Raw genomic sequence first — 22,977 nt, forward strand, 5'->3', positions numbered from 1 at the left:
CGGCATTCTAGGGATGGATAAGGGGCGGCCGCAAGCGAGGCTGGCAAGCCGTCCGCGATGACTCCGCAGATTGCCAGCGCTCATCGTTCAGCTCTGCTGGCTGGTAGGCGTCACGCGAAGCACTTCCTCGATTGTCGTCAACCCGGCGCCGACTTTCTGCGCACCTGAGAGTCGCAGGCTGTGCATGCCTTCCTTGTAGGCCTGGCGACGCAACGCGTGGAGATCGATATCCGACTGCACCAGCGGCTTGAGGCTGTCACTCAATGGCATCAGTTCATACACGCCGGCACGGCCTCGATAGCCGGTTTCCCGACACTCCGGGCAACCTACAGGGCCATGGGCATTAGCCGGCAGCGGCGCATTCCACGGACGGGTCAGTTCGCGCCAGGCAGCTTCATCCACCTGCGTGTGAACCTTGCAGTGCGGACACAGGGTGCGCACCAGACGCTGGGCCATGACCCCCAGCACCGTTGCCTTGATCAGATAAGCCGGCACGCCGAGTTCAATCAAGCGGCTGACCGAGCTGGGGGCATCGTTGGTATGCAGGGTGGATAACACCAGGTGACCTGTCAGCGCTGCCTGGATCGCCATTTCAGCGGTTTCCAGGTCCCGAATCTCGCCGATCATGATGATGTCCGGATCCTGGCGCATCAGGGCGCGCACCGCGCTGGCGAAATTGAGATCGATGTTGTGCTGGACCTGCATCTGGTTGAAGCTTTCCTCGACCATCTCGATCGGATCTTCCACCGTGCAGACGTTTACTTCCGGGGTCGCCAGCTTCTTCAGGGTGGTGTACAGCGTTGTTGTCTTGCCGGAGCCGGTTGGGCCGGTCACCAGCACGATGCCATTGGGTTGGCCAACCATGTGCTGCCAACGGCGTTTGTCCTCGCCGGAAAACCCCAGCTGATCGAAGCTACGCAGCAGCACGTCCGGATCGAAAATCCGCATCACCATCTTTTCGCCAAAGGCGGTTGGCAGGGTAGAAAGCCGCAACTCCACCTCGTTACCCTGCGGCGATTTGGTCTTTACCCGGCCGTCCTGCGGCTTGCGCTTCTCGGCGACGTTCATCCGACCGAGTGTTTTCAGCCGGCTGACCACCGCCACCGCCACCTGCAGCGGGAAGCTGTAAACCGTATGCAGCACACCGTCGATACGCAACCTGACGCTACCGGTTTCACGGCGTGGCTCAATGTGGATATCACTGGCGCGCTGCTCGAAGGCGTATTGAAACAGCCAGTCGACGATATTGACTACGTGGGCATCGTTGGCGTCCGGCTCCTGACTCATGTTGCCAAGATTCAGCAGCTGTTCGAAATTGCCGATGCTGGTGTTCTTCTGCTCGCTGTTGTTGGCCCCGCTGACCGAGCGTGCCAGCCGGTAAAACTCGAGTGAATAACGTTGGATGTCCGCCGGACTGGCGACCACGCGCAGGATTTCCCGCTTCAGCACATGGTTAAGATTGGCTTCCCAGCTGGTTACCCATGGCTGGGCGCTGGCAATGGTGACCTGGCGTTCGTTGACTTCAACCGCGAGGATCCTGTGCCTCTGCGCAAAGGCGAACGACATCAGCGGCGTGACCTCGGCAACGTTGATCTTCAACGGGTCGATGCGATAGAACGGCTGGCCCGCCTCGGCCGCAAGCCAGCGGCTGAGGCTCTCCAGATCAAGTGTCTTGCCCGGCCGGGAGAGATCGTCCAGATTCTGTGTGGCAATGAATTCCAGCGGATGCAGCGCTTGCGTCTCGCCGACCGCCGCACGGCGCAGCGTGCTCACCTGCTCGGCCGTATCGAGGTCCATTCGGCCCTGCCCCACCAGCGCCTTGAGCAGGTCGGTCAGATCCAGCAAGCGGTCGCTTTCCACGGTAACCAGCTCCTTCAGATGCAGCATCCCTTTCTCCCTTTCCGGCTTCGGCTCTTAGTTATTGAGCACTCTCCAGGCATCCAGCCGCCGTAGACGTTGACCCTGATTGCGCAGCGCCGCCAGCAGGGCCGGTCGCTGTTCCGCATCAACCAGCGGATACTGCTCAAGCAAAGCCTGCAACTTGTTCAGCTCGCCGAACAGACGATCAGCTTCGGGTACATCCAGCAACTGACGGAAACCGGACAGCAGGAAATACAAGCGGCCCAGCCGCGGCTGTTGGTCCATCCATTCGCTGACCGCCGAATCCGGTTCATTGTGGTGGGGCACGACCAGACTCTGTATCTCCTTGGCCACCGCGGCAAGCAACCAGCGCGGCACTGCCAGCGCGCCGATCTTGTCGCCCCGTGGCGGGCGTGCCTGTCTCCAGCCGGATTGGTGCAGCCACAACGCCAGCGATATGAACAACTCACCCCAGGCGCGGTCCTGAATCACCTCGTCAAACAATGCAGGCGCTTTGTCGCGCGCTGCCTGGCTCTCTTCGTCATCGGCCCAGCCTGCCAGCGCCAGCGGACGAAACGCGCCGATCAGCTGATCAAGCGGCTGCACAAAGGACTGCCCGGCGGAGCGCGGCAGGGCCAGATCGAACACGCCAAAATAGGCGCGCAACACACCGAGATGGGTTGTCAGATCGCGGAACAGTTTCCATTGCCCGGTGTGGCGATACTGTTCGGCCAGGCGCTGGGTGTGGCCCAGCAACTGCCAGCCAGCGCCGGCAATGACCTCGTCCACCGTGGACTCGGCACTCCATTGAACAAAGGCGGGCTTGAGTGCATAACTGGCCGGATCGAACAGCCGATAACCGCGTTCCGCCTTGCTGATATCACAGGGCATCAACGGCAGGTCGGCGGCGAGGCGTGCCGCCAGTTCAAGCACGGCGACGGCCGGCCCCTGGCGCACCTCCAGTTCGAGTTCACAGATCGGCTCTTCATGCTCGCCGGCGATGACCCTGCCTTCGTCCAGCGCCACTTCCACTTCAACCGGCTCGCCTTCGCGTTCCCACTTGATAATCGCTCGTGTGCGCTGGAAATCAGTGGTGAACAACGGCTGCAGCTGGCTCAGATCGAGATCGGCCAGCGCCTGGGGCCAGCAACTGTCATCCAGCAACGAGAGATCCAGATGATCCTGGCTCAGCGGCCAGTCCCACTCGTTGCGTTCAGACAAGCCGGCAACGCTCTGACCACGGCTTTTCAGGGTCTGTATATATTGATCACCATCGCGCCGCAGCCGCAGCGCAACCCTGGCTGCGACAAGATCCCGCGTAGCGGTGTCATAGTATTGGTTATGCAGGAGACCGGAATGCCATTCGCCGGATAACCGCTCGGCCAACAGCGGGTGTTCGCGCAGTGCCGCCAGTGTTTTGGGCGTTACACGGAGTTTGATTTCTGTCTCTTTGACCATTGTAATTCTCTGTATAGTTTCGCCGGACGCGACGTTAATACCGTTTGGGTGACGTGGCGGGGATCAACATCTATAATTTGCGGCCTTAAAAAGCCTTGGAGCCTTCATGCCCAACAATCCTTTTCTAAGCCTGTTCGGTCGCTCGCCTATCGGCCCCATGCAACTGCATATTGCCAAGGCTCATGAGTGCGCAGCGAAGCTGAACGACTTCATCGATGCCGTTATCGCCGATAACTGGACCGAAGCCGAACGTATTCAGCAGGAAATCGCTGAGCTGGAGCGCGCCGCAGACAAGCTGAAAAAAGATGTCCGCGTGCACCTGCCCAAGAGTCTGTTTCTGCCCGTGCCGCGTTCGGACCTGCTGGAACTGCTGAGTGTACAGGACAAAGTAGCCAACCGCGCCAAGGATATCGCCGGCCTCATGCTGGGCCGCAAGATGACCATTCCAGGGCCGTTGCAAGCCGGTTTCAAGACTTTTGTCGGTCGTTCAGTAGACGCAGCAGCGCAGGCTTTGCGAGCCATGAACGAGCTCGACGAATTGCTGGAAACAGGCTTCTCCGGCCGCGAAGTAACGCTGGTTGAAAAGCTGATTGATGAACTCGACCGTATCGAGCACGAAACCGACAACTTGCAGATCAAGTTGCGCGCAGAGCTGTATCAGCTGGAAAAGGATCTTCCTCCAGTGGACGTAATGTTTCTGTACAAGATCATCGAATGGATTGGTGACGTGGCAGACCGGGCACAACGTGTTGGAAACCGCCTGGAATTATTGATGGCCCGCTAGGGACGTTGCCGTTTCTGCACAACGAAACGGCAGCTTCCGCTGAAGGCCAGCCCTTACACGCATACCAACAGAGCATTTGATTATGACCCTCATCGCAGAATACGGCACCGTGCTGCTGATCCTTGCCTGCCTTTTCGGTTTCTTCATGGCATGGGGCGTCGGCGCCAACGATGTCGCCAACGCCATGGGAACGTCAGTTGGCTCCCGCGCGCTGACTATCAAGCAGGCGATCATGATCGCCATCGTATTCGAATTTCTCGGCGCCTATCTGGCGGGTGGAGAAGTTACCCAGACGGTAAGAAGCGGCATCCTCGATTCCAGCATGATCAGCCCCGAACAGATGGTATTCGGCATGCTGGCCGCACTCCTCGCTGCAGGTTCATGGCTGTTCATCGCGTCGACCCGGGGTTGGCCGGTTTCAACCACCCACTCGATTATCGGCGCGGTGATTGGCTTCGGCGCGGTGGGCGTCTCGGTTGATGCCGTAAACTGGGGAGGCGTTGTCCCCATTGTTTCAAGCTGGGTCATTTCGCCACTGCTGTCCGGCGTGATCGCTTTCAGTATCTTCCTCAGCGTGCACAAGCTGATCCTGAACACCGAAGAACCCTTCCTCAACGCCAAGCGCTACGTCCCCTTCTATATGTTTGCGGTCGGCTTCCTGGTTACCCTGATGACGGTGACCAAGGGACTCAAGCACGTCGGTCTGGATATCTCCGGCTGGCAGGCGCTCGGCCTGGCCACCCTGATCGGGCTGCTGATCACTGGCCTGGGTCTGATTCTGCTGTCCCGCATCCAGATCGACCCTGAAGCCGACAAGACCTTCTATTTCGCCAGCGTTGAGAAGGTTTTCGCGGTGCTGATGATCTTTACCGCCTGTTCCATGGCCTTTGCCCACGGCTCGAATGACGTGGCCAATGCGGTCGGCCCCCTCGCTGCGATTGTCGGCGTACTGCAGAGCGGCGGCGAGATGGGCGAAACCACTCTGGTGCCCGGCTGGATTCTGCTGCTGGGTGCGGCGGGTATCGTGGTGGGTCTGGCTACCTACGGGTACCGTGTCATCGCGACCATCGGCAAGCACATCACGGAACTGACGCCAAGTCGCGGCTTCGCTGCAGAGCTGGCGACTGCCGCTACGGTAGTTGGTGCTTCCACCATTGGCTTGCCGGTGTCCACCACCCACACGCTGGTCGGCGCAGTTCTTGGTGTAGGTATGGCGCGGGGTATCGGCGCGCTGAATCTGCACGTTATCGGCCGTATCTTCAGTTCCTGGCTGGTAACCCTGCCCGCTGGCGCCGCGCTGTCGATCCTGTTCTTCTTCATTCTTACTGGCATATTCGGCTGACTCGCCGCGCCTGGTGACGTAACCTGACCATTCAGCTTACGTCACCAGGGTGTGTTGTCGTTTCTCGCGCATCATATGTTCGCCGTCCCACCCCAGGACGTTGACTGGACGACGCACCCGCGACGTAACGACACCACACGCCAGGAGCCAAACATGGGCCTACCCTCTCTCAGGGCGCAATTCGAAGCGCTGCTCAAAGCCCCGTCCATAAGCTGCACCCAGCCGGAGCATGACCAGTCCAACATGGAGGTGATCAACCTTCTGGCAAGTTGGCTGGAAGAGCTGGGCTTCTCGTGCAATATACAGGCTATAGAAGGCCAGCCTGGCAAGGCCAATCTGGTGGCCATACTCGGCAGCGGCCCAGGCGGCCTGGTATTGGCCGGCCATACGGACACCGTGCCATGCAACCCGGAACGCTGGAAATATGATCCCTTCGCCCTGACCGAAGCTGATGGCCGCTGGTACGGGCTGGGCAGCTGCGATATGAAGGGCTTTTTCCCGCTTATCATCGAAGCGGTGAAAGACTATCGGGACCGCTCGTTTCACCAGCCGCTGATCATACTGGCGACAGCTGATGAGGAGAGTTCAATGACCGGCGCCCGGGCGTTGGTTGCCAGCAGCCTGCACCATGCTCGCCATGCAGTGATTGGGGAACCCACTGGCCTGAAGCCGATCCGGGTACACAAAGGCATCCTCATGGAGCGCGTGGAGATTAGCGGTCAGGCTGGCCACTCGTCTGATCCGTCACTCGGTCGCAATGCCCTGGAGGCCATGCACAGTGTCATTGGCGAACTGATTTCGTTGAGGACCGACTGGCAACGCCGCTGGCAGAATCCGCTGTTCAGCGTGCCGGTGCCTACCATGAATCTCGGCTGCATCCACGGCGGAGACAACCCGAACCGGATCTGCGGTACCTGTGCACTGGAATTCGACATCCGCCCCCTGCCCGGCATGGATCCCGATGCGTTGCGTGCCGAGATACATGCTCGCCTGAAGATCATCGCAGCCGAGCAGCAGATCAGTATCGACTATTTGCCATTGTTCCCAGGCGTACCCCCGCTGGACACCGCCGCTAACGCTCCGCTGGTTCAGGCCTGTGAACAGCTCACCGGATACAGCGCCGGCAGCGTCGCTTTCGCGACAGAAGGGCCATACCTCAACCAGCTCGGTATGCAAACGCTCATCCTCGGCCCCGGAGATATCGACCAGGCGCACCAACCGGACGAATTTCTCGCAATGGATAGGATCGACCCGACCGTGAAGATATTGCGTCAGCTGATAGAGCGGTTTTGTCTCAGCGGCTGATGATGTGTCAATTAAACCCTGGGGCGTCCTGCGGCCGCCGATCGCGGCGGGTCGCCCCTCCCACAGTTGGTCAAGTGCAACACGAAACTATCTTGTGGGAGGCGCCCCCCGGCCCGACGCCTCCCACTGAAGAGCTCTGAGTACACACTGTCCTAAGTGGGAGGGGCGACCCGCCGCGATAGCGTCTGCAAGACGCTCTGAGGTTCAGCTAACGCTGGAGCCTGCATGGGCACGTAGCCTCACCTGAACGGCGGCTCATCAAAGCTGCGCAATTTCCGCGAGTGCAGTGAGTTGAGCTGGTTGCGCAGTAGATCCAGCGCTGCAATACCGATATGCAGATGCTGAGTGACTGCTCGCTCATAGAAGGCTCCCGCTGCACCCGGCAGCTTGATCTCGCTATGTAACGGTTTATCCGATACGCATAACAAGGTCCCATAGGGCACACGCAGACGATAACCCTGGGCGGCGATGGTGCCGCTTTCCATATCCACCGCGATGGCCCGCGCCTGGTTGATCAACGGGCGCTCCTGAGCCCAGCGCAGCTCCCAGTTCCGGTCGTCATAGGTGAGCACCGTGCCGGTGCGCAGGCGGCGTTTCAGATCATCGCCCCGGTCACCGGTGATCTGCGCGGCAGCTTCCTGCAGCGCCATCTGGATTTCTGCGAGCGCAGGCAGCGGGATGTGCGGTGGCAGAACACGATCGAGGATACCATCGCGGCGCATATAGGCATGGGCCAGCACGTAATCACCGATATTCTGCGACTGACGCAAGCCGCCGCAGTGGCCGATCATCAGCCAGCAATGCGGCCGCAGGACTGCCAGGTGATCGGTAATGTTCTTGGCATTGGACGGGCCCACACCGATGTTCACCAGGGTAATGCCATGCCCGTCACCGGCGATCAGGTGGTAGGCCGGCATCTGGTAACGGTGCCACACGACCCCTTCCACCAGCGCAGCTACTTCCCCTTCATCCATACCGCGCTCTATCACCACGTTGCCCGGCATGACCAGGCGCAAAAACCGTGAATCGCTGGCGAGCATGTCCAGACCGTGGCGAATAAACTGGTCGACGTACCGGTGATAGTTGGTCAGCAGGATCCACGGCTGAACATGTTTCCAGTCACTGCCGGTGTAGTGCACCAGTCGCCGCAAGGAAAAATCCACCCGCGATGCATCGAACAATGCCAACGGCAGCTGATCGGTATTTTCCCAGTCGTGCAGTCCATCGGCGTTGCTGTCGCTGACAGCCGACAGGTCAGTACTGGGGAAATACCGCGCCAGCTCACGCGCGGTAACGCCCGACCCGGCGAGTTCATTGCCCTGATCCACCACGTAGGGGTAAGGGATATTCTGGTCGCTGACGCCAACCTCAACCTTGACGGTGTAGTCCCGCATCAAGGGACCTAACTGCTCCAGCAGATACTTTCTGAAAGCACGCGGATGGGTGACCGTCACGCTGTACGTACCGGGCACCTGCACCTTCGCGTACGCACGGACGCTGGTGGCGGCTTCGCCTTGGGCATCATAGGTCAGGCGCAGCTCAGGATACCGAAACAGCTGGCTCTGCGGCTCGCTCGGTAGCGTACGGTCCTTCAGGTAATGTTTGAGTGCCTGACTCAGGGCAGAGGTAGCTTGTTCATACAGCGTCGCCAGGCGATCGACTGCTTCTTCAGCCGAGTTAACAACAATCGGGGCGGGATTCTGGCTCACGTTGACCTCTCTTCAATGGCTCTGTTGAGACTATCTTGCCCTTGTTACATCCGTTTGGCATAGCCTCGCGCGACCGGAGCCTGAACTGCACCAAAGGAGCTGCGTCGCGGCGGCGATAAAACGGCAAGGGACCCAGGGCAGCACACAGCCCTTGAAGCGCATCGCGGAATGTCCCTAAACTGCTGCTTTTGCACGGAAGATCTCCGCATGCACGATTACGTCAACTGGTTCCGCCATTCGACGCCCTATATCAATACCCATCGGGACCGCGTCTTCGTCATGCTGCTGCCGGGCGAAGCCCTCGCGCACCCGAACTTTACCAACATCATGCATGACATCATGCTGCTCAACAGCCTGGGCGTGCGGCTGGTGCTGGTGCACGGTTCGCGTCCACAGATTGAAGAGCGGCAGGCTGCGCGCGGCATCGACTCACGCTACCACCGGGATCTGCGCATCACCGACAGCGACACGCTGGCCTGCGTCATGGACGCTGTCGGCAGCCTGCGCATTGCGATCGAAGCCCGGTTGTGCACGGCTTCAGGTCAGGGTTCGCGCCTGCGGGTAGTCAGCGGTAATTTCGTAACGGCCAAGCCCATAGGTGTTGTCGACGGCGTCGACTTTCACCATACCGGCGAAGTGCGGCGCATCGACCGCAAGGCCATCAGCGCACACCTGGACGAGAACTCGATCGTGCTGCTGTCACCCATCGGTTATTCGCCCACGGGCGAAGTGTTCAATCTGGCCTGTGAAGACGTCGCCACCAGTGCGGCCAGCGCTTTGGATGCGGACAAACTGATTCTGTTCGGACCGGATGCAGGGATCCTAGATGCAGAAGGAACGCTGCTGCGTGAGCTGAAACCTACCCGCGCCATGCCCATGCTCAATACACTTGGCAACAGCCTGCCCGGTTCCTTGCTGACAGCTGCGTGCAAAGCCTGCAATAACGGCCTGCGTCGTAGCCACATCATCAGTTTTGCCGAAGACGGCGCGCTGCTGACCGAGTTGTTCACTCGCGACGGCGGCGGCACCCTGGTCACCCAGGAGAATTTCGAGCAGATCCGGACCGCAACGGTGGAAGACGTGGCCGGCTTGCTGGAATTGCTCCGCCCGCTCGAGGAAGCCGGGATTCTGGTGCGGCGCTCCCGTGAGGTGCTTGAGACCGAGATAAGCCAGTTCACGTTGATTGAACGCGACGGCATGATCATCGGCTGCGCGGCGCTGTATCCACTCGAGGATTCCAGCGCAGCCGAGCTTGCCTGCGTGGCGATTGACCCCAATTACCGTCACGGCGGACGGGGCGATCAGCTGCTGGAACATATCGAGTCACAGGCGCGTGCGCTCAAGCTCGACACCTTGTTTGTACTCACGACGCGCACCGCCCACTGGTTCCGCGAGCGCGGGTTTATCCCCAGCAGCGTCGAACGTCTGCCTGCCAAGCGCGCGTCCTTGTACAACTATCAGCGCAATTCCAAGGTGTTCGAGAAGGCGATCTAAGCGCGCCGTTCTCTACTTCACCAACCGCCAGACGCGCCGCTGCTGCCCGCACGCGGCCGATTTGGTATGCTTGCCCATCGCTTCGCAACGCACAACGAGATAACCGTCATGCCTGATTACCGCTCGAAAACATCCACCTTTGGCCGTAACATGGCCGGTGCCCGCGCACTGTGGCGCGCGACTGGCATGAAGGATGAGGATTTCAAGAAACCCATTATCGCCGTCGCCAACTCCTTCACCCAGTTTGTGCCGGGACACGTGCACCTGAAGGACATGGGCCAACTGGTGGCACGGGAAATCGAGCGGGCCGGCGGCGTGGCGAAGGAATTCAATACCATCGCAGTGGACGACGGTATCGCCATGGGCCATGACGGCATGCTTTATTCGCTGCCATCGCGCGAGATCATCGCCGATTCGGTGGAGTATATGGTCAATGCGCACTGTGCTGACGCCATTGTCTGCATCTCCAACTGCGACAAGATCACCCCCGGCATGCTGATGGCCGCGCTGCGCCTGAACATCCCGGTTGTATTTGTTTCCGGCGGCCCGATGGAAGCCGGCAAGACCAAGCTCGCCAGCCACGGTCTGGATCTGGTCGATGCCATGGTGATTGCTGCGGACGATAGTGCCAGCGATGAAAAAGTCGCCGAATACGAGCGCAGCGCCTGCCCGACCTGCGGCTCCTGCTCCGGCATGTTCACCGCCAACTCCATGAACTGCCTGACCGAAGCCCTCGGCCTCGCTCTGCCCGGCAACGGTTCGCTGCTGGCAACGCACAGCGACCGCGAACAGTTGTTCCTGCAGGCGGGTCGCACCATTGTCGATCTGTGTCGCCGTTATTACGCCGAAGGTGACGACAGCGTACTGCCGCGCAACATCGCCAACGTGCGTGCGTTCGAGAATGCCATGACGCTGGATATCGCCATGGGCGGTTCCACCAATACCATCCTTCACCTGCTTGCCGCCGCTCAGGAAGCCGAAATCGATTTCGATCTGCGTGCGATCGACGCGCTCTCACGCCGTGTGCCGCAGCTGTGCAAGGTTGCGCCGAACATTCAGAAATATCACATGGAAGACGTGCACCGTGCCGGTGGCATCTTCAGCATTCTGGGTTCACTGGCTCGTGGCGGACTGCTGCACACCGACGCCACTACTGTGCACAGCCCAAGTATGGAAGAGGCTATCGCCAAGTGGGATATCACCCAGACCGACGATGAAGAAGTTCTCACCTTCTTCCGCGCCGGCCCCGCAGGCATCCCCACACAAACTGCGTTCAGCCAGTCGACCCGCTGGGACTCACTGGATGACGACCGTGCCAATGGCTGTATCCGCAGCGTCGAGCACGCTTACTCCAGCGAAGGCGGCCTGGCCGTGCTGTACGGCAACATCGCAGTGGATGGCTGTGTGGTCAAAACTGCTGGTGTGGACGAATCCATCCACGTGTTCGAAGGCAACGCACGCATCTACGAGAGCCAGGATTCGGCAGTCAAAGGCATTCTTGCCGATGAAGTTAAGCCGCGCGACGTGGTCATCATTCGTTACGAAGGCCCCAAGGGCGGCCCCGGCATGCAGGAAATGCTCTACCCGACCAGCTATCTGAAATCCAAGGGCTTGGGCGCGGACTGTGCACTGCTGACCGACGGACGCTTCTCCGGCGGCACCTCTGGCCTGTCCATCGGCCACGCTTCTCCGGAAGCTGCTGCCGGCGGCGCGATTGGCCTGGTGCAAAATGGTGACAAGATCCTTATCGACATCCCGAACCGCAGCATCAACCTGCTGATCAGCGATGAGGAGCTGGCGCAGCGCCGCGCTGAACAGGACAAGAAAGGCTGGAAGCCGGTCGAGATCCGCCCGCGCAAGGTCAGCACAGCGCTGAAAGCCTATGCGTTGCTGGCTACCAGTGCTGACAAAGGTGCGGTGCGCAACAAGGCAATGCTGGAGGAATAGTTAAAAACTACTGCGCTCGGCCATGCTGCGTTGGAATCTCGTTCAAGATGCTCATTTACACTCGTAAACTGGTACGCCAGCCCGGTGCGCTCTTTCGCTCGATTCCGCCTTGCCTGGCCTTCGCTCGCTACGTTTTTAGAATGCTTCGGCCTATTCCGGGGCGGGTAACCGCCCTGGATACTTCTCGAATCTGCTTCAGACCCAATCCAGCACCTGATAACGGTGCGCCGGATAATCCTCCCCCGCCGCTACGGCTCTCTCTTCGACCAGCTTCCATTGCCCTTCAGGCAGCTCAGGAAACCACGCATCCCCGGCAGGCTCTGCTTCAACCAAGGTCAGGTAGATGCGATCGGTCTGGCCGAGCATCTGCTGGTAGATGTTCGCGCCGCCAATGATCATGATTTCATCAACGCCGTCGAGCTCAGCCTGATTGTTGGCCGCAGTCAGAGCTTCATCCAGTGAGCCCACAACCTTGGCTCCCGGTAATTCCAGGTCCGGCTGGGCCGTAACGACGATATTGGTGCGGCCCGGCAGAGCCCGCCCCAGGGAATCGAAGGTTTTGCGGCCCATGACGATCGGCTTGCCCCAGGTCATGCTGCGGAAATACTTGAGATCTTCCGGCAGATGCCAGGGCAGCTGATTGTCGCGTCCGATCACCCGGTTCAGTCCCATTGCCGCGATCATGGCAACGCGCACGCTGCCTGTCATACGGCCACCGGCGCCTTGATATGCGGATGCGCTTCGTAGTTCTGCAGACTGAAGTCTTCAAACTTGAAGGCGAACAGATCGGTGACCTCAGGATTCAGGACCATCCGCGGAAGCGGGAAGGGATCGCGGGTCAGTTGCAGATCAGTCTGTTCGATATGGTTGGCATACAGGTGGCAATCGCCGCCGGTCCAGATGAACTCACCCGGCTCAAGCTGGCATACCTGGGCAATCATCAGCGTCAGCAAGGCGTAGCTGGCGATATTGAAAGGCACGCCAAGGAAGATATCCGCCGAGCGCTGGTACAGCTGGCAACTCAGCTTGCCGTCAGCCACATAGAATTGGAACAGCGCGTGACAGGGCGGAAGCGCCATATCGTCGACCAGCGCCGGGTTCCAGGCTGAAACAATCAAACGCCGCGAATCGGGGTTGCTGCGGATCATCTCCAGCAGCTTGCTGATCTGATCAATCGAGCCGCCGTTCGGGGATGGCCAGGAACGCCACTGATATCCATACACCGGGCCCAGGTCGCCGTTTTCATCAGCCCAGTCATCCCAGATGGAGACGCCGTTTTGCTTCAGGTAGGCGATGTTGGTGTCGCCCTGCAGAAACCACAGCAGCTCGTGGATGATGGACTTCAGATGGCACTTCTTGGTGGTGACCAGCGGAAAACCTTCAGCCAGATCAAAGCGCATCTGATGGCCGAACACACTGTAGGTGCCGGTCCCGGTACGGTCGCTCTTGAAGGTCCCCTGCTCGCGGACCAGGCGCATCAGGTCAAGATACTGTTTCATGCTTCACATCCCCTTTGCTGTAGGCCCACCACATCATTGCTGCGCCGATAACGATCATTGGAATACATAACAGCTGCCCCATGGTCAGCCAGCCGAAGGCGAGATAACCCAGATGCGCGTCCGGCTCACGGAAGAATTCCACGATGAAGCGGAACGCGCCATAGCAAACGCCAAAGAGTCCGCTCACCGCCATGGTCGGACGGGGTTTGCGCGAATAGATCCACAGGATGGCGAACAGCGCCACCCCTTCCAGCGCAAACTGATACAGCTGCGACGGATGCCGCGCCAGTTGCAGCGGGTCGGTCGGGAATACCATTGCCCAGGGTACGTCGGAGGCTCTGCCCCAGAGCTCGGCGTTGATGAAGTTGCCGATGCGCCCTGCTCCGAGCCCGATGGGCACCAGCGGTGCGATGAAATCCATCAGCTCGAAGAAGCGCTTGTTATTGCGCCGGCCGAACCACCAGACCGCCAGCAGTACGCCTATCAGACCACCGTGGAACGACATGCCTCCCTTCCAGATCTGCACCATGAGTGTCGGATCCTGGATATAGGCAGCCAGATCGTAGAACAGGATATAGCCCAGCCGGCCGCCGGCAATTACTCCCAGCGCAACCCAGAACACCAGATCGGAAAGCTTCTCACGCGACCAGTCAGGGGCAAAGCTGTCGAGGCGGCGGCCAGCCAGCCACCAGGCTCCACCGATACCGACCAGATACATCAGGCCATACCAATGGATCTGTAACGGACCGATAGATAGAGCGACCGGATCGATTTGCGGGTAAGTCAGCATTGGATATCCCTAGATTAAAAAATTGATGCCGACACACACCAGCAGCAGCGCGAACAGGCGCTTCAGCAACCGCTGGGACAGCTTATGGGCGAGCCGGGCACCGAAGCCGGCGAACAGCATGCTGGTCGCGGCGATCCCTACCAACGCCGGCAAATACACGAATCCCACCGACCAGTCGGGCAGTGGCTCGGCGCTCCAGCCAGTCCATATGAAACTGATAGCGCCGGCCACAGCAATGGGTAGTCCGCAGGCAGATGACGTAGCTACGGCCTGTTGCATAGGCACGCTGCGCCAGACCAGAAAAGGCACCGTCAGCGAACCACCGCCAATACCAAAGATTGCCGAGGCCCAACCAATCACACCGCCAGCCGCAGTCAGACCAGGCTTGCCAGGCACATCCATACCCGCCTTCGGCTTGATATCAAAAATCATCTGAATGGCGATCGTAATGGCGAACACACCGATGATTTTCTGCAGCAGGGGGCCTTCAAGCAGCGCAGCGGTAAAAGCGCCCAGAATCGTACCGAATACGATTCCCACCGCCATCCAGACGAACAAGGGCCAGCGCACCGCGCCCTTCAGGTGATGAGCACGAATGGCATTGATCGAGGTGAAAGCGATAGTCGCCAGGGACGTACCGACCGCCATGTGAGTAAGCACCTCGGGTGAAAAGCCCTGGACGGTAAAACTGTAGACCAGAACCGGCACGATGATCATGCCGCCACCGACACCAAACAATCCCGCCAGCGTGCCGGCAAAGCCGCCCAGAATGAGATAAATCAGAAATTCCAAGGTTTACCGCTCCTGATCTTCAAAAAAGCCGCGCCGCCGGGCACCGCTCACAAGCCGGTTAGTGTACTTGAAAACCACCGCGTTTCCCCTCCCCGCGTTAGCCGCGCTACACTCCGGGGACCATTGGAGATGATCTATGTGCCTGATTGCTTTTGCCTGGCAAACCGCCGGGCAGCCGTTAGTAATGCTAGCCAACCGTGACGAATTCCATGCCCGCCCCGCCCGCGCCGCCAGCTTTTGGGATGATGAAGGGCAACCAGATCTGCTCGCCGGCAAGGACCTCGAAGCCGGCGGAACCTGGATGGGGGTTACCCGCTCAGGACGTTTTGCTGCGCTTACCAATATCCGTGCCCCGGGCGCGCGTCAGGGGCCGCGATCACGCGGCGAACTGGTGAGCCGCTACCTTGCTTGCGATCAGCCGCCCGAGGCGTTTCTCGCCCGGATAAAAGAGCATCTGGATGACTACGCCGGGTTCAATTTACTGGTCGGCGACCGTGACCAGCTCTGGCACATCAACAGCCGCGAACGCCGTTCCACTTCGTTGCAACCGGGCGTTTACGGCTTATCCAATGATTCGCTCGATTCAGCCTGGCCGAAGCTCGAAGCCCTACGCTCGCGACTCGCCAGCACTCCTGCCAACGCAGATGCCGAACAACTGCTAGCGCTCTTGGCAGACAGCCAGCGATATCCCGACGACCAACTGCCCCACACCGGTATCGACCCTGACTGGGAGCGCGCCCTGTCTGCCGCGTTTATTATCGGCGACACCTACGGCACCCGTGCCAGCACACTCTTGCGTATCAATCAGGACGGTGGGATTGAATTCAGGGAACGGCGGTTCGGGCCTATGGGCGCCAGGCTTGGCGAGTCAACCTGGACATGGTGACGCAAACCGGCTCAGCGTGTCTGGGTGAGTACCTTGCCCAAACCCATGTTACGTAGCGCCAGGTGCAGAGTGCTCTGAACCAGATAGGGGTTATCCAGTTCGATAACCTCGTCGAGTAACGCCTTGGCGTCACTGAGGCGGATCTGGCGCAGCAACCACTTGACCTTGGGCAGATTGGTGGCATTCATCGACAGCACATCGCAGCCCATCGCCATCAACAAAACCGCCGCAGCCGGATCACCCGCCATCTCGCCGCACACACTCATTGGCTTGCCGGCGATGCGACAGGCTGATGCAATCTTGACCAGCGCCTGCAGCACAGCGGGATGCAGCGAATGGTACAGATCGGCGACCCGCGGATTATTGCGATCCACCGCCAACAGATATTGCGTCAGGTCATTGGTGCCCACCGACAGGAAGTCGACCATCTGTACCAGTTCACGCGCCTGATATACCGCTGCGGGTACTTCGATCATTACGCCGACTGGGGGCATATGCACCTTGACCCCTTCATCGCAGACTTCGCTGTAGGCGCGATGAATCAGGTGTAGCGCTTCCTCAACCTCATACACGCTGCTGATCATCGGCAACATGATGCGCAGGTTATTCAACCCTTCGCTGGCCTTGAGCATGGCGCGCGTCTGAACCAGGAAGATTTCGGGATGGTCGAGCGTCACCCGGATACCGCGCCAGCCAAGGAAGGGATTGTCTTCCTTGATCGGAAAATACGTCAGCGCCTTGTCGCCGCCAATGTCCAGGCTGCGCATGGTCACGGGCAACGGGTGAAAGGCTTCCAGCTGCCCGCGATAGGTGGCCTGCTGCTCTTTCTCGCTGGGGAAGCGATCCTGAATCATGAAGGGCACTTCAGTGCGATACAACCCTACCCCTTCCGCGCCGCGATCAAGCGACCTGGCCACATCGGCGAGCAGACCGGTATTCACCCACAATGGCATGCGATGCCCGTCGAGGGTGACGCAGGGCGCCTCGTTGAGCTTCTCGAGACCCTGTATCAACTCCCGTTCTTCACGCACCAGATCGTAGTAATGGCGACGCAGCTCCGGGGACGGATTGGAATAGACCTCACCATGGTTGCCGTCGACGATCAGCTCCATGCCGTCAACCCGCGTATAGGGCAGGTCTACTGCGCCCATCACCGTGGGTATGCCCATGGCACGCGCAAGGATCGCAACGTGCGAGCTACCCGAGCCGAGTACGGAGACCAGGCCGACCAGTTTTTCCTTCGGCACCTCGCCGAGCATGACCGGAGACAGTTCTTCACTGACCAGAATGGTGTTCTCGGGAAAAACCAATTCCCGCTTACCCGCTTCCTGCAGGTATGCAAGAATTCGCCGCCCCAGATCCTTGACGTCCGAAGCGCGCTCGCGCAGGTAGGGATCGTCCATCATCTCGAAGCGATTGACGTGCGCGTTCACCACATCGCGCAGCGCGCCCTGAGCCCATTGACCGCTGCGAATGCCGGCAGAGATTTCGCTACCCAAAGCGGAGTCGTCGAGCATCATCTGATATACGTCGAACAGCGCCAGCTCTTCAGGACGCAATTGTGACGACAATCTGCGTGATAACGTCTGCATATCCTGGCGCACCGCCTCGAGGGCGCGCTGCAGCAATGCCAGCTCTGCATCCAGATCGGCAACGGGCTTGTCCGGAACCGAACCGAGATCGGCCGGCGGCAACACCACCACAGCCTGACCGATGGCCACGCCGGGCGCGCCGGGTACCGCGACGAAACGAGTATCCTGAACGGCTTCGCCACCCCACCCGAGACCACGGATCGAACCGGTCGCTTCAGCATGGGCAATCACCCCTGCGAGCTGGGCGCTCATGGTGACCAGGAAGGATTCTTCACTCTCGTCAAACTGGCGGCGCTCCTTCTGTTGCACCACCAGCACACCCATCACCCGGCGGTGATGCAGAATGGGGACACCCAGAAAGGAGGCAAAACGTTCTTCGCCGGTTTCGGCAAAATAGCGGTATTTGGGATGGGCGGCGGCGTCTTCGAGGTTGACCGGTTCTTCGCGGTTACCCACGTGACCAACCAGACCTTCATTGCTGGCCAGACTGACCCGCCCCACAGCGTCCTGATTGAGGCCTTTGGTAGCCATCAGGACGTATCGTCCGGAACCCGGCTCGAATAGGTAGACCGAGCACACTTCAGTGCCCATGGTTTCGCGGACCTGCGCAACGATGATGTTCAGGGCTGTCGACAAGTCTTTTGCCGAGTTGACCTCCTGAACGATTCGCCGCAGCGTGGTCAGCATGCTCAACATTCCGTAAGCTCACCAGTCGGCAAGCGCGGCGCCAGTTCTTTCATGGCGCGGCGGTAGACATCCCGCTTGAAGGCCACTACCTGACCTAACGGATACCAGTAGCTGACCCAGCGCCAACCGTCGAATTCAGGCTTGGGCGTCTTTGTCATGCACACGCGCGCCTCGTCGGTCTTGAGCCGCAACAGGAACCATTTCTGTTTCTGACCAACGCATATGGGCTGGGAATGATTGCGAATGAGCCGCTGTGGCAAGCGGTAGCGCAGCCAACCGCGGGTACAGGCAAGGATTTCAACATCCTCGGGCATCAGCCCGACCTCCTCGTGCAGCTCACGATAAAGGGCCTGTTCCGGACTCTCGTTACGCTGAATCCCGCCCTGGGGAAACTGCCACGCGTCCTGACCGATTCTCCGCGCCCATAGCACCTGGCCCAACCCATTGGTCAGGATAATGCCTACGTTTGGACGGAAACCATCGGGGTCAATCACAGCCTTGATCCTTTATCGGGTGTCACCGCATTGTTCCACAAAGACGCGCAGCGCAGCAATTGCATAAATGGTCTGCAGCTCAAGCATTTGCCGTGCACCTGGATTATCCTTGTGGCCTTCATCCCAACCTTACAGGAGTGCCCCGTGCCACTGGCCATTTTCGACCTCGACAACACGCTGCTCGGTGGAGACAGCGATCACGCCTGGGGTCAGTTCGTTGTCGCTCAGAACATTGTTGATGCCGCTGTGTATCAGGAGCGCAACGATCAGTTCTTCAATGATTACCTTGCCGGACGGCTGGATATAGAGGTGTATCTGAATTTCTGCCTGCAGATGCTCGCAGAACACCCCGAGGAGCAGCTGGACACCTGGCACCAACAGTTCATGAAGGAAGTGATTGATCCGATCATGTTGCCGAAGGCCATCGAGCTGATCGAGCAGCATCGTCAGGCGGGCGATACGCTGATGATCATCACGGCCACTAACCGCTTCGTCACCGGCCCGATCGCTGCCAGGCTCGGCATCGACATACTGCTAGCCACCGAATGCGAGCGCGTCGACGGACGTTACACCGGCAAAACCACCGATATACCCTGTTTCCGCGAAGGCAAAGTGACCCGTCTGGAGCGCTGGTTGGGTGAAAATGATCAGAGCCTGGACGGGGCGTGCTTTTACAGCGACTCGTATAACGACCTGCCGCTGCTGAGCATGGTGGATCGCCCCGTGGCGGTTGATCCGGACGAGAAACTGCGGGCGCATGCTGAGGACAAGGGCTGGGAGATAATCAGTCTGCGTGACTGAGCGTTGTTATTGTCGGAAACCTAGAGCGTCCTGCGGACGATTGCATGAATGCAGGAGTTAGAGCGACGCAGGAAGCCAAAGCCGACGCCATCGCGGCGGCGGTTCGGCGTTCCGATCGCCTCTCCCGCAGTAGGTCAAGCGCAGCACGAGACTATTTTGTGGGAGACGTGACCTCACGGCGATCTGGCCGTCAGGCCAGTTGTTTTAATGTCTGAACCAAACAGGGCGTCCTGCGGATGCCATCGCGGCGGGGGCGCCCGTCCCACAAAAAACCCGGCACCCTCCTTTAGCGCTAAATCAGACCGGTAGAACCCGGCAGAAAAACGCCTTGATGTAGCCCGTTTCAGGAATGGCCGGATGCAGTGGATGGTCCGGCCCCTGAAAGCCGCGCTCAGCGATGATCAAATGCCGATCCAGATGGCGGCTACCGGCGAGCAAGGTGTCACGCAGCCGGTCTTCGGCGAGATGCATGGAGCAGGATGCCGAAACCAGAATACCGTCCTTGTTCAGCAGGCGCATGGCCTGCTCGTTCAACCGGCGATAAGCCGCTTCGCCATTACGGATATCCTTGCGCTTCTTGATGAAGGCCGGCGGATCAGCAATCACTACGTCGAATTTTTCACCGCCTGATTTCAGCTCACGCAGCGCGTCCATAACGTCACCTTCAACCACGGCCATCCTGTCCGCCACGCCATTCAGCGAAGCGTTGTGCTCGACCAGATCCAGCGCCGGTGCCGAACTGTCAACGCACATGACTTCGCTGGCACCAAACGCAGCTGCCTGCACGCCCCAACCCCCGATATAACTGTACAGATCCAGCACGCGCTTACCGGCAACATAGGGCTGCAAACGAGCGCGATTCATACGGTGATCATAGAACCAACCAGTTTTCTGCCCGGTCCAGACCGGCGCTTCGAATTGAACGCCATTCTCCTCCAGCGCCACTCGCTCCGGCACCTCGCCGTGCACTGCCTCGACCACTGATGGCAGGCCTTCGGCAGCGCGTGCAGCGCCGTCGTTCTTGAACAGGATACCGGCCGGTTTGAACACCTGAACCAACGCCTCAATGATGGCTTCGCGCACCCGCTCCATGCCTGGCGTAGCAATCTGCACCACGAGATAGTCGGCGAACCGGTCAACAACCAGACCAGGCAAAAGGTCAGAGTCGCCATACACCAGACGATAGAACGGCTTGTCGAAGAGTTTTTCACGCAGGCTCAGCGCGATCTTGAGCCGATGCACCAGCAAGGACTTTTCCAGCGGCGCGCTGGCGTCACGGCTGTGCAGGCGGGCACAGATCAGATTATTCGGGCTGACGGTAGCCAGGCCCAGGAACTTGCCCGTGCTGGTTTCAATCCGAACTTCCTGCCCCGACTCGAGCACCGTGAGCGGAGTCTGGGCTGTATCTACCTCATTACTGAACACCCAGAGGTGTCCGCCTTTTATACGGCGATCACTGTTGGATTTCAGACGCAGATTGGGGAGATTCATTGCGGACTCCTGGGTGATGGATCGGCAGAACATTCTGTCGGGGCCGCATTATACAGATGGCAGGCCTGCAATTGTCCGGAGATGTGTGCGAGGCTGTTGCCAGCGCTCCAGGCAATCTGAAGGAACAAGCCAGCATCCAGCGTCTCGAATATCCCGGCCGGTGCGATTATGCTGAGCACACGCTGGCCGGCCCGGCACCGGGGTGCCCAACGCCCAACCGCTACCTACAATATGTACCTCAATAGGAGCCCGACCATGAACACGCCACTCGTACTGACAGTTATATCCGCCGACAAACCCGGTCTGGTGGAAAGCGTCGCGCAGACCATCAACCAGCACGGAGGCAACTGGCTGGAGAGCCGCATGTCGCGCATGGCCGGTCAGTTCGCCGGGATTCTGCTGGTGGATATTGCCGAGGACAAGGTTGAACCCCTGCGCATCGACCTGGAAGGCCTGACCAGTCTGGGCATCAATGTTCAGGTGGCTATCAGCGGACAGGCTGAGCAGCCCGAACAGCAAGGTTTGAAATTGAATCTGGTGGGTAACGACCGACCAGGGATCGTCCATGAAGTGTCGGGCGTACTGGCGCGCCATGGCGTCAATGTCGAGGAACTGATCACCGAGTGCACGCCTGCCCCCATGAGTGCAGACGTGCTGTTCAAGGCCGAGGCCCGTTTGGGCGTGTATCCCCAGACAGACCTGGCAGCACTGCGCAACGACCTCGAAAATCTGGCGGATGATCTGATGGTCGAGCTGACCGACCTCTGAGTACCGGGCCGGCGCCTGCTCAATCGTGCTCGAGCGAGGCGTCACTCTTGAACAGGTACTTGCGCAGCTGCTCATCAAACGCGGGATCCCGCCGACGGATCCATTCGAGCACCATCGCCGCGTGCTCCTTCTCCTCATCCCGGTTGTGTTCCAGTAACCCGCGGAGCTCGTCGTCCTTGCAGGCGTCCATTCGCTGGTTGTACCAGTCGACGGCTTCGAGTTCTTCCATCAGCGATACCAGCGCACGATGCATATCGCGTGTCTTGTCGGTCAGCTCTGCTATGGGCTCGTGGTAGCCTTCGTTGGACATGTGTCCCCCTTTTTCTGTTGGTCTTGGTCACCCTCAGACTGCCGAATGCCATGTAAGTGCCACATGCAGAGCTGCCAGGCGCAACGCGATGGCCAGGCGATCCCGTTATCGGCCAATGTAGCCGGGGTTGAAGATGACGTCGTCGCCCTTGATCATCTCGAAGATATCGCGGGCCGGGATAGCCGGGTCTTCCCAATCCGCGGCGCGATCTTCCTTCGACACCAGCGGCCCGACCGAATGCTCGCTGATCCGGGTACGCATGCCGCCGGGCGCGGCGACAAACACCTTGATGTTGTCTTCCTTGAGTTCCACTGCAACGCTCTGGAACAGTCCGTGAATGGCGTGTTTGCTGCCCGAGTAGTGACCAAGCCCTGAGGGCGCAGCGCGCATGCCCAGGATCGAAGACACATTGAGAATGGTCCCGCCGCCCTGCTCGCGCATGATCGGAATCACCCGCTGGGTGAGGTCTGCGTACGCCCAATAATTGACTTCAAACATGTGCTTGGCCTGACCGATGTCCATTTGCTCAAGCGTCGCGAGATAGGAATAGCCGGCATTATTGAACAGATAGTCTATGCGTCCGTAATGCTCCATCGCCGCCTCGATCACCCGGGGGCGCTGTTCCGGATCTGCCAGGTCGACGTCCACTACCACGGCTTCGCCACCCTGGGAACGAATCTGCTCGGCCAGCTGCTCGGACGGCGCCGGGCGCATGTCGACCAGCACCAGACGCATACCTTCCTTGGCTCCAAGCAGCGCGAGTTCACGTCCCAGTCCATGACTTGAGCCGGTAATGACCGCGACCTTGCCGCGCATTGCCGCTTCCTCCGCCTGCGCGGAGCCCGGGACCAACAGATAAAGTGATAACACCAGGCTGATGAAGAATGCAGGGACCCATCTGCCGGTAACAACCATGGAAGGCGATGAGCAGGTCATGGATGTCTCCTTGAACAATAACGTGCCGGACC

General features: G+C 59.6%; 20 protein-coding genes. 8 read left to right on the forward strand and 12 right to left on the reverse strand.

Features of this window, described 5'->3' with window-relative positions:
• Nucleotides 1-87: 87 nt before the first annotated feature.
• Complete coding sequence (locus HG264_RS10290) at nt 88-1,887, reverse strand: GspE/PulE family protein (RefSeq protein ID WP_169407565.1); 1,800 nt, start codon at nt 1,885-1,887, stop codon at nt 88-90.
• A gap of 27 nt (nt 1,888-1,914) precedes the next feature.
• Complete coding sequence (locus HG264_RS10295) at nt 1,915-3,318, reverse strand: inorganic triphosphatase (RefSeq protein ID WP_169407566.1); 1,404 nt, start codon at nt 3,316-3,318, stop codon at nt 1,915-1,917.
• A gap of 106 nt (nt 3,319-3,424) precedes the next feature.
• Here HG264_RS10295 and HG264_RS10300 point away from each other — a divergent pair, with 106 nt between their 5' ends.
• The 3 genes from HG264_RS10300 to argE all read left to right on the forward strand — a co-directional run bounded on the left by HG264_RS10300 (nt 3,425) and on the right by argE (nt 6,749).
• Nucleotides 3,425-4,102 (forward strand): TIGR00153 family protein, encoded by a 678-nt coding sequence (locus HG264_RS10300; protein WP_169407567.1) that lies wholly within the window; start codon nt 3,425-3,427, stop codon nt 4,100-4,102.
• An 82-nt stretch (nt 4,103-4,184) separates the two neighbouring features.
• Nucleotides 4,185-5,444: an inorganic phosphate transporter gene (locus tag HG264_RS10305; protein WP_169407568.1), complete on the forward strand. Its 1,260-nt coding sequence runs from the start codon at nt 4,185-4,187 to the stop codon at nt 5,442-5,444.
• A 153-nt stretch (nt 5,445-5,597) separates the two neighbouring features.
• Nucleotides 5,598-6,749, forward strand: coding sequence for an acetylornithine deacetylase (argE, locus tag HG264_RS10310; RefSeq protein WP_169407569.1), 1,152 nt, complete (start codon nt 5,598-5,600; stop codon nt 6,747-6,749).
• 239 nt (nt 6,750-6,988) lie between these two features.
• Here the strand turns inward: argE and amn are convergent, their stop codons facing one another.
• A complete protein-coding gene (gene amn / locus HG264_RS10315; protein ID WP_169407570.1) occupies nt 6,989-8,458 on the reverse strand; it encodes an AMP nucleosidase in 1,470 nt (489 codons plus the stop codon).
• 207 nt (nt 8,459-8,665) lie between these two features.
• Between amn and argA the strand changes: the two genes are divergently transcribed.
• Together argA and ilvD are read left to right on the forward strand one after the other, a co-directional pair.
• Nucleotides 8,666-9,952, forward strand: coding sequence for an amino-acid N-acetyltransferase (gene argA, locus HG264_RS10320; protein WP_169407571.1), 1,287 nt, complete (start codon nt 8,666-8,668; stop codon nt 9,950-9,952).
• 108 nt (nt 9,953-10,060) lie between these two features.
• Nucleotides 10,061-11,899, forward strand: a complete 1,839-nt coding sequence (ilvD, locus tag HG264_RS10325) for a dihydroxy-acid dehydratase (protein ID WP_169407572.1) — start codon at nt 10,061-10,063, stop codon at nt 11,897-11,899.
• A gap of 195 nt (nt 11,900-12,094) precedes the next feature.
• Here the strand turns inward: ilvD and HG264_RS10330 are convergent, their stop codons facing one another.
• From HG264_RS10330 to HG264_RS10345, 4 genes are read right to left on the reverse strand one after another with little or no spacing between them, the layout of a single operon-like run.
• Nucleotides 12,095-12,607 (reverse strand): dihydrofolate reductase, encoded by a 513-nt coding sequence (locus HG264_RS10330; protein ID WP_169407573.1) that lies wholly within the window; start codon nt 12,605-12,607, stop codon nt 12,095-12,097.
• The gene (locus HG264_RS10335; protein ID WP_169407574.1) at nt 12,604-13,398 is read right to left on the reverse strand and encodes a thymidylate synthase; all 795 of its coding nucleotides are present in this window, start codon (nt 13,396-13,398) and stop codon (nt 12,604-12,606) included. The genes HG264_RS10330 and HG264_RS10335 overlap by 4 nt, the downstream gene beginning before the upstream one ends.
• Nucleotides 13,382-14,188 carry a prolipoprotein diacylglyceryl transferase gene (gene lgt / locus HG264_RS10340; RefSeq protein WP_169407575.1) on the reverse strand — a complete coding sequence of 269 codons (807 nt, stop codon included), beginning with the start codon at nt 14,186-14,188 and terminating at the stop codon, nt 13,382-13,384. The genes HG264_RS10335 and lgt overlap by 17 nt, the downstream gene beginning before the upstream one ends.
• Nucleotides 14,189-14,197: 9 nt before the next feature.
• On the reverse strand, nt 14,198-14,980 hold the full coding sequence (locus HG264_RS10345; protein WP_169407576.1) for a sulfite exporter TauE/SafE family protein: 783 nt from the start codon (nt 14,978-14,980) through the stop codon (nt 14,198-14,200).
• A 136-nt stretch (nt 14,981-15,116) separates the two neighbouring features.
• On the opposite strand from HG264_RS10345, the gene HG264_RS10350 reads away from it, so the two are divergent.
• Nucleotides 15,117-15,866, forward strand: a complete 750-nt coding sequence (locus HG264_RS10350) for an NRDE family protein (RefSeq protein ID WP_169407577.1) — start codon at nt 15,117-15,119, stop codon at nt 15,864-15,866.
• Nucleotides 15,867-15,877: 11 nt separating this feature from the next.
• On the opposite strand, the gene ptsP is transcribed toward HG264_RS10350, so the two are convergent.
• Nucleotides 15,878-18,145 carry a phosphoenolpyruvate--protein phosphotransferase gene (ptsP, locus tag HG264_RS10355; RefSeq protein WP_169407578.1) on the reverse strand — a complete coding sequence of 756 codons (2,268 nt, stop codon included), beginning with the start codon at nt 18,143-18,145 and terminating at the stop codon, nt 15,878-15,880.
• 2 nt (nt 18,146-18,147) lie between these two features.
• Nucleotides 18,148-18,639: an RNA pyrophosphohydrolase gene (locus HG264_RS10360; RefSeq protein WP_169407579.1), complete on the reverse strand. Its 492-nt coding sequence runs from the start codon at nt 18,637-18,639 to the stop codon at nt 18,148-18,150.
• A gap of 144 nt (nt 18,640-18,783) precedes the next feature.
• Between HG264_RS10360 and HG264_RS10365 the strand changes: the two genes are divergently transcribed.
• Nucleotides 18,784-19,440 carry an HAD family phosphatase gene (locus tag HG264_RS10365; protein ID WP_169407580.1) on the forward strand — a complete coding sequence of 219 codons (657 nt, stop codon included), beginning with the start codon at nt 18,784-18,786 and terminating at the stop codon, nt 19,438-19,440.
• 297 nt (nt 19,441-19,737) lie between these two features.
• Here the strand turns inward: HG264_RS10365 and HG264_RS10370 are convergent, their stop codons facing one another.
• Nucleotides 19,738-20,931: a class I SAM-dependent rRNA methyltransferase gene (locus HG264_RS10370; RefSeq protein ID WP_169407581.1), complete on the reverse strand. Its 1,194-nt coding sequence runs from the start codon at nt 20,929-20,931 to the stop codon at nt 19,738-19,740.
• A gap of 255 nt (nt 20,932-21,186) precedes the next feature.
• Between HG264_RS10370 and HG264_RS10375 the strand changes: the two genes are divergently transcribed.
• The gene (locus HG264_RS10375) at nt 21,187-21,699 is read left to right on the forward strand and encodes a glycine cleavage system protein R (RefSeq protein WP_169407582.1); all 513 of its coding nucleotides are present in this window, start codon (nt 21,187-21,189) and stop codon (nt 21,697-21,699) included.
• Nucleotides 21,700-21,718: 19 nt separating this feature from the next.
• Here the strand turns inward: HG264_RS10375 and HG264_RS10380 are convergent, their stop codons facing one another.
• Both HG264_RS10380 and HG264_RS10385 read right to left on the reverse strand, forming a co-directional pair.
• Entirely contained in the window at nt 21,719-22,009 is a 291-nt protein-coding gene (locus tag HG264_RS10380) for an encapsulin-associated ferritin-like protein (protein WP_150300325.1), read from the reverse strand.
• 105 nt (nt 22,010-22,114) lie between these two features.
• The gene (locus HG264_RS10385; RefSeq protein WP_218572976.1) at nt 22,115-22,945 is read right to left on the reverse strand and encodes an SDR family oxidoreductase; all 831 of its coding nucleotides are present in this window, start codon (nt 22,943-22,945) and stop codon (nt 22,115-22,117) included.
• Nucleotides 22,946-22,977: the final 32 nt, after the last annotated feature.

It is taken from the genome of Pseudomonas sp. gcc21, from assembly GCF_012844345.1.
Lineage (GTDB): Bacteria > Pseudomonadota > Gammaproteobacteria > Pseudomonadales > Pseudomonadaceae > Halopseudomonas.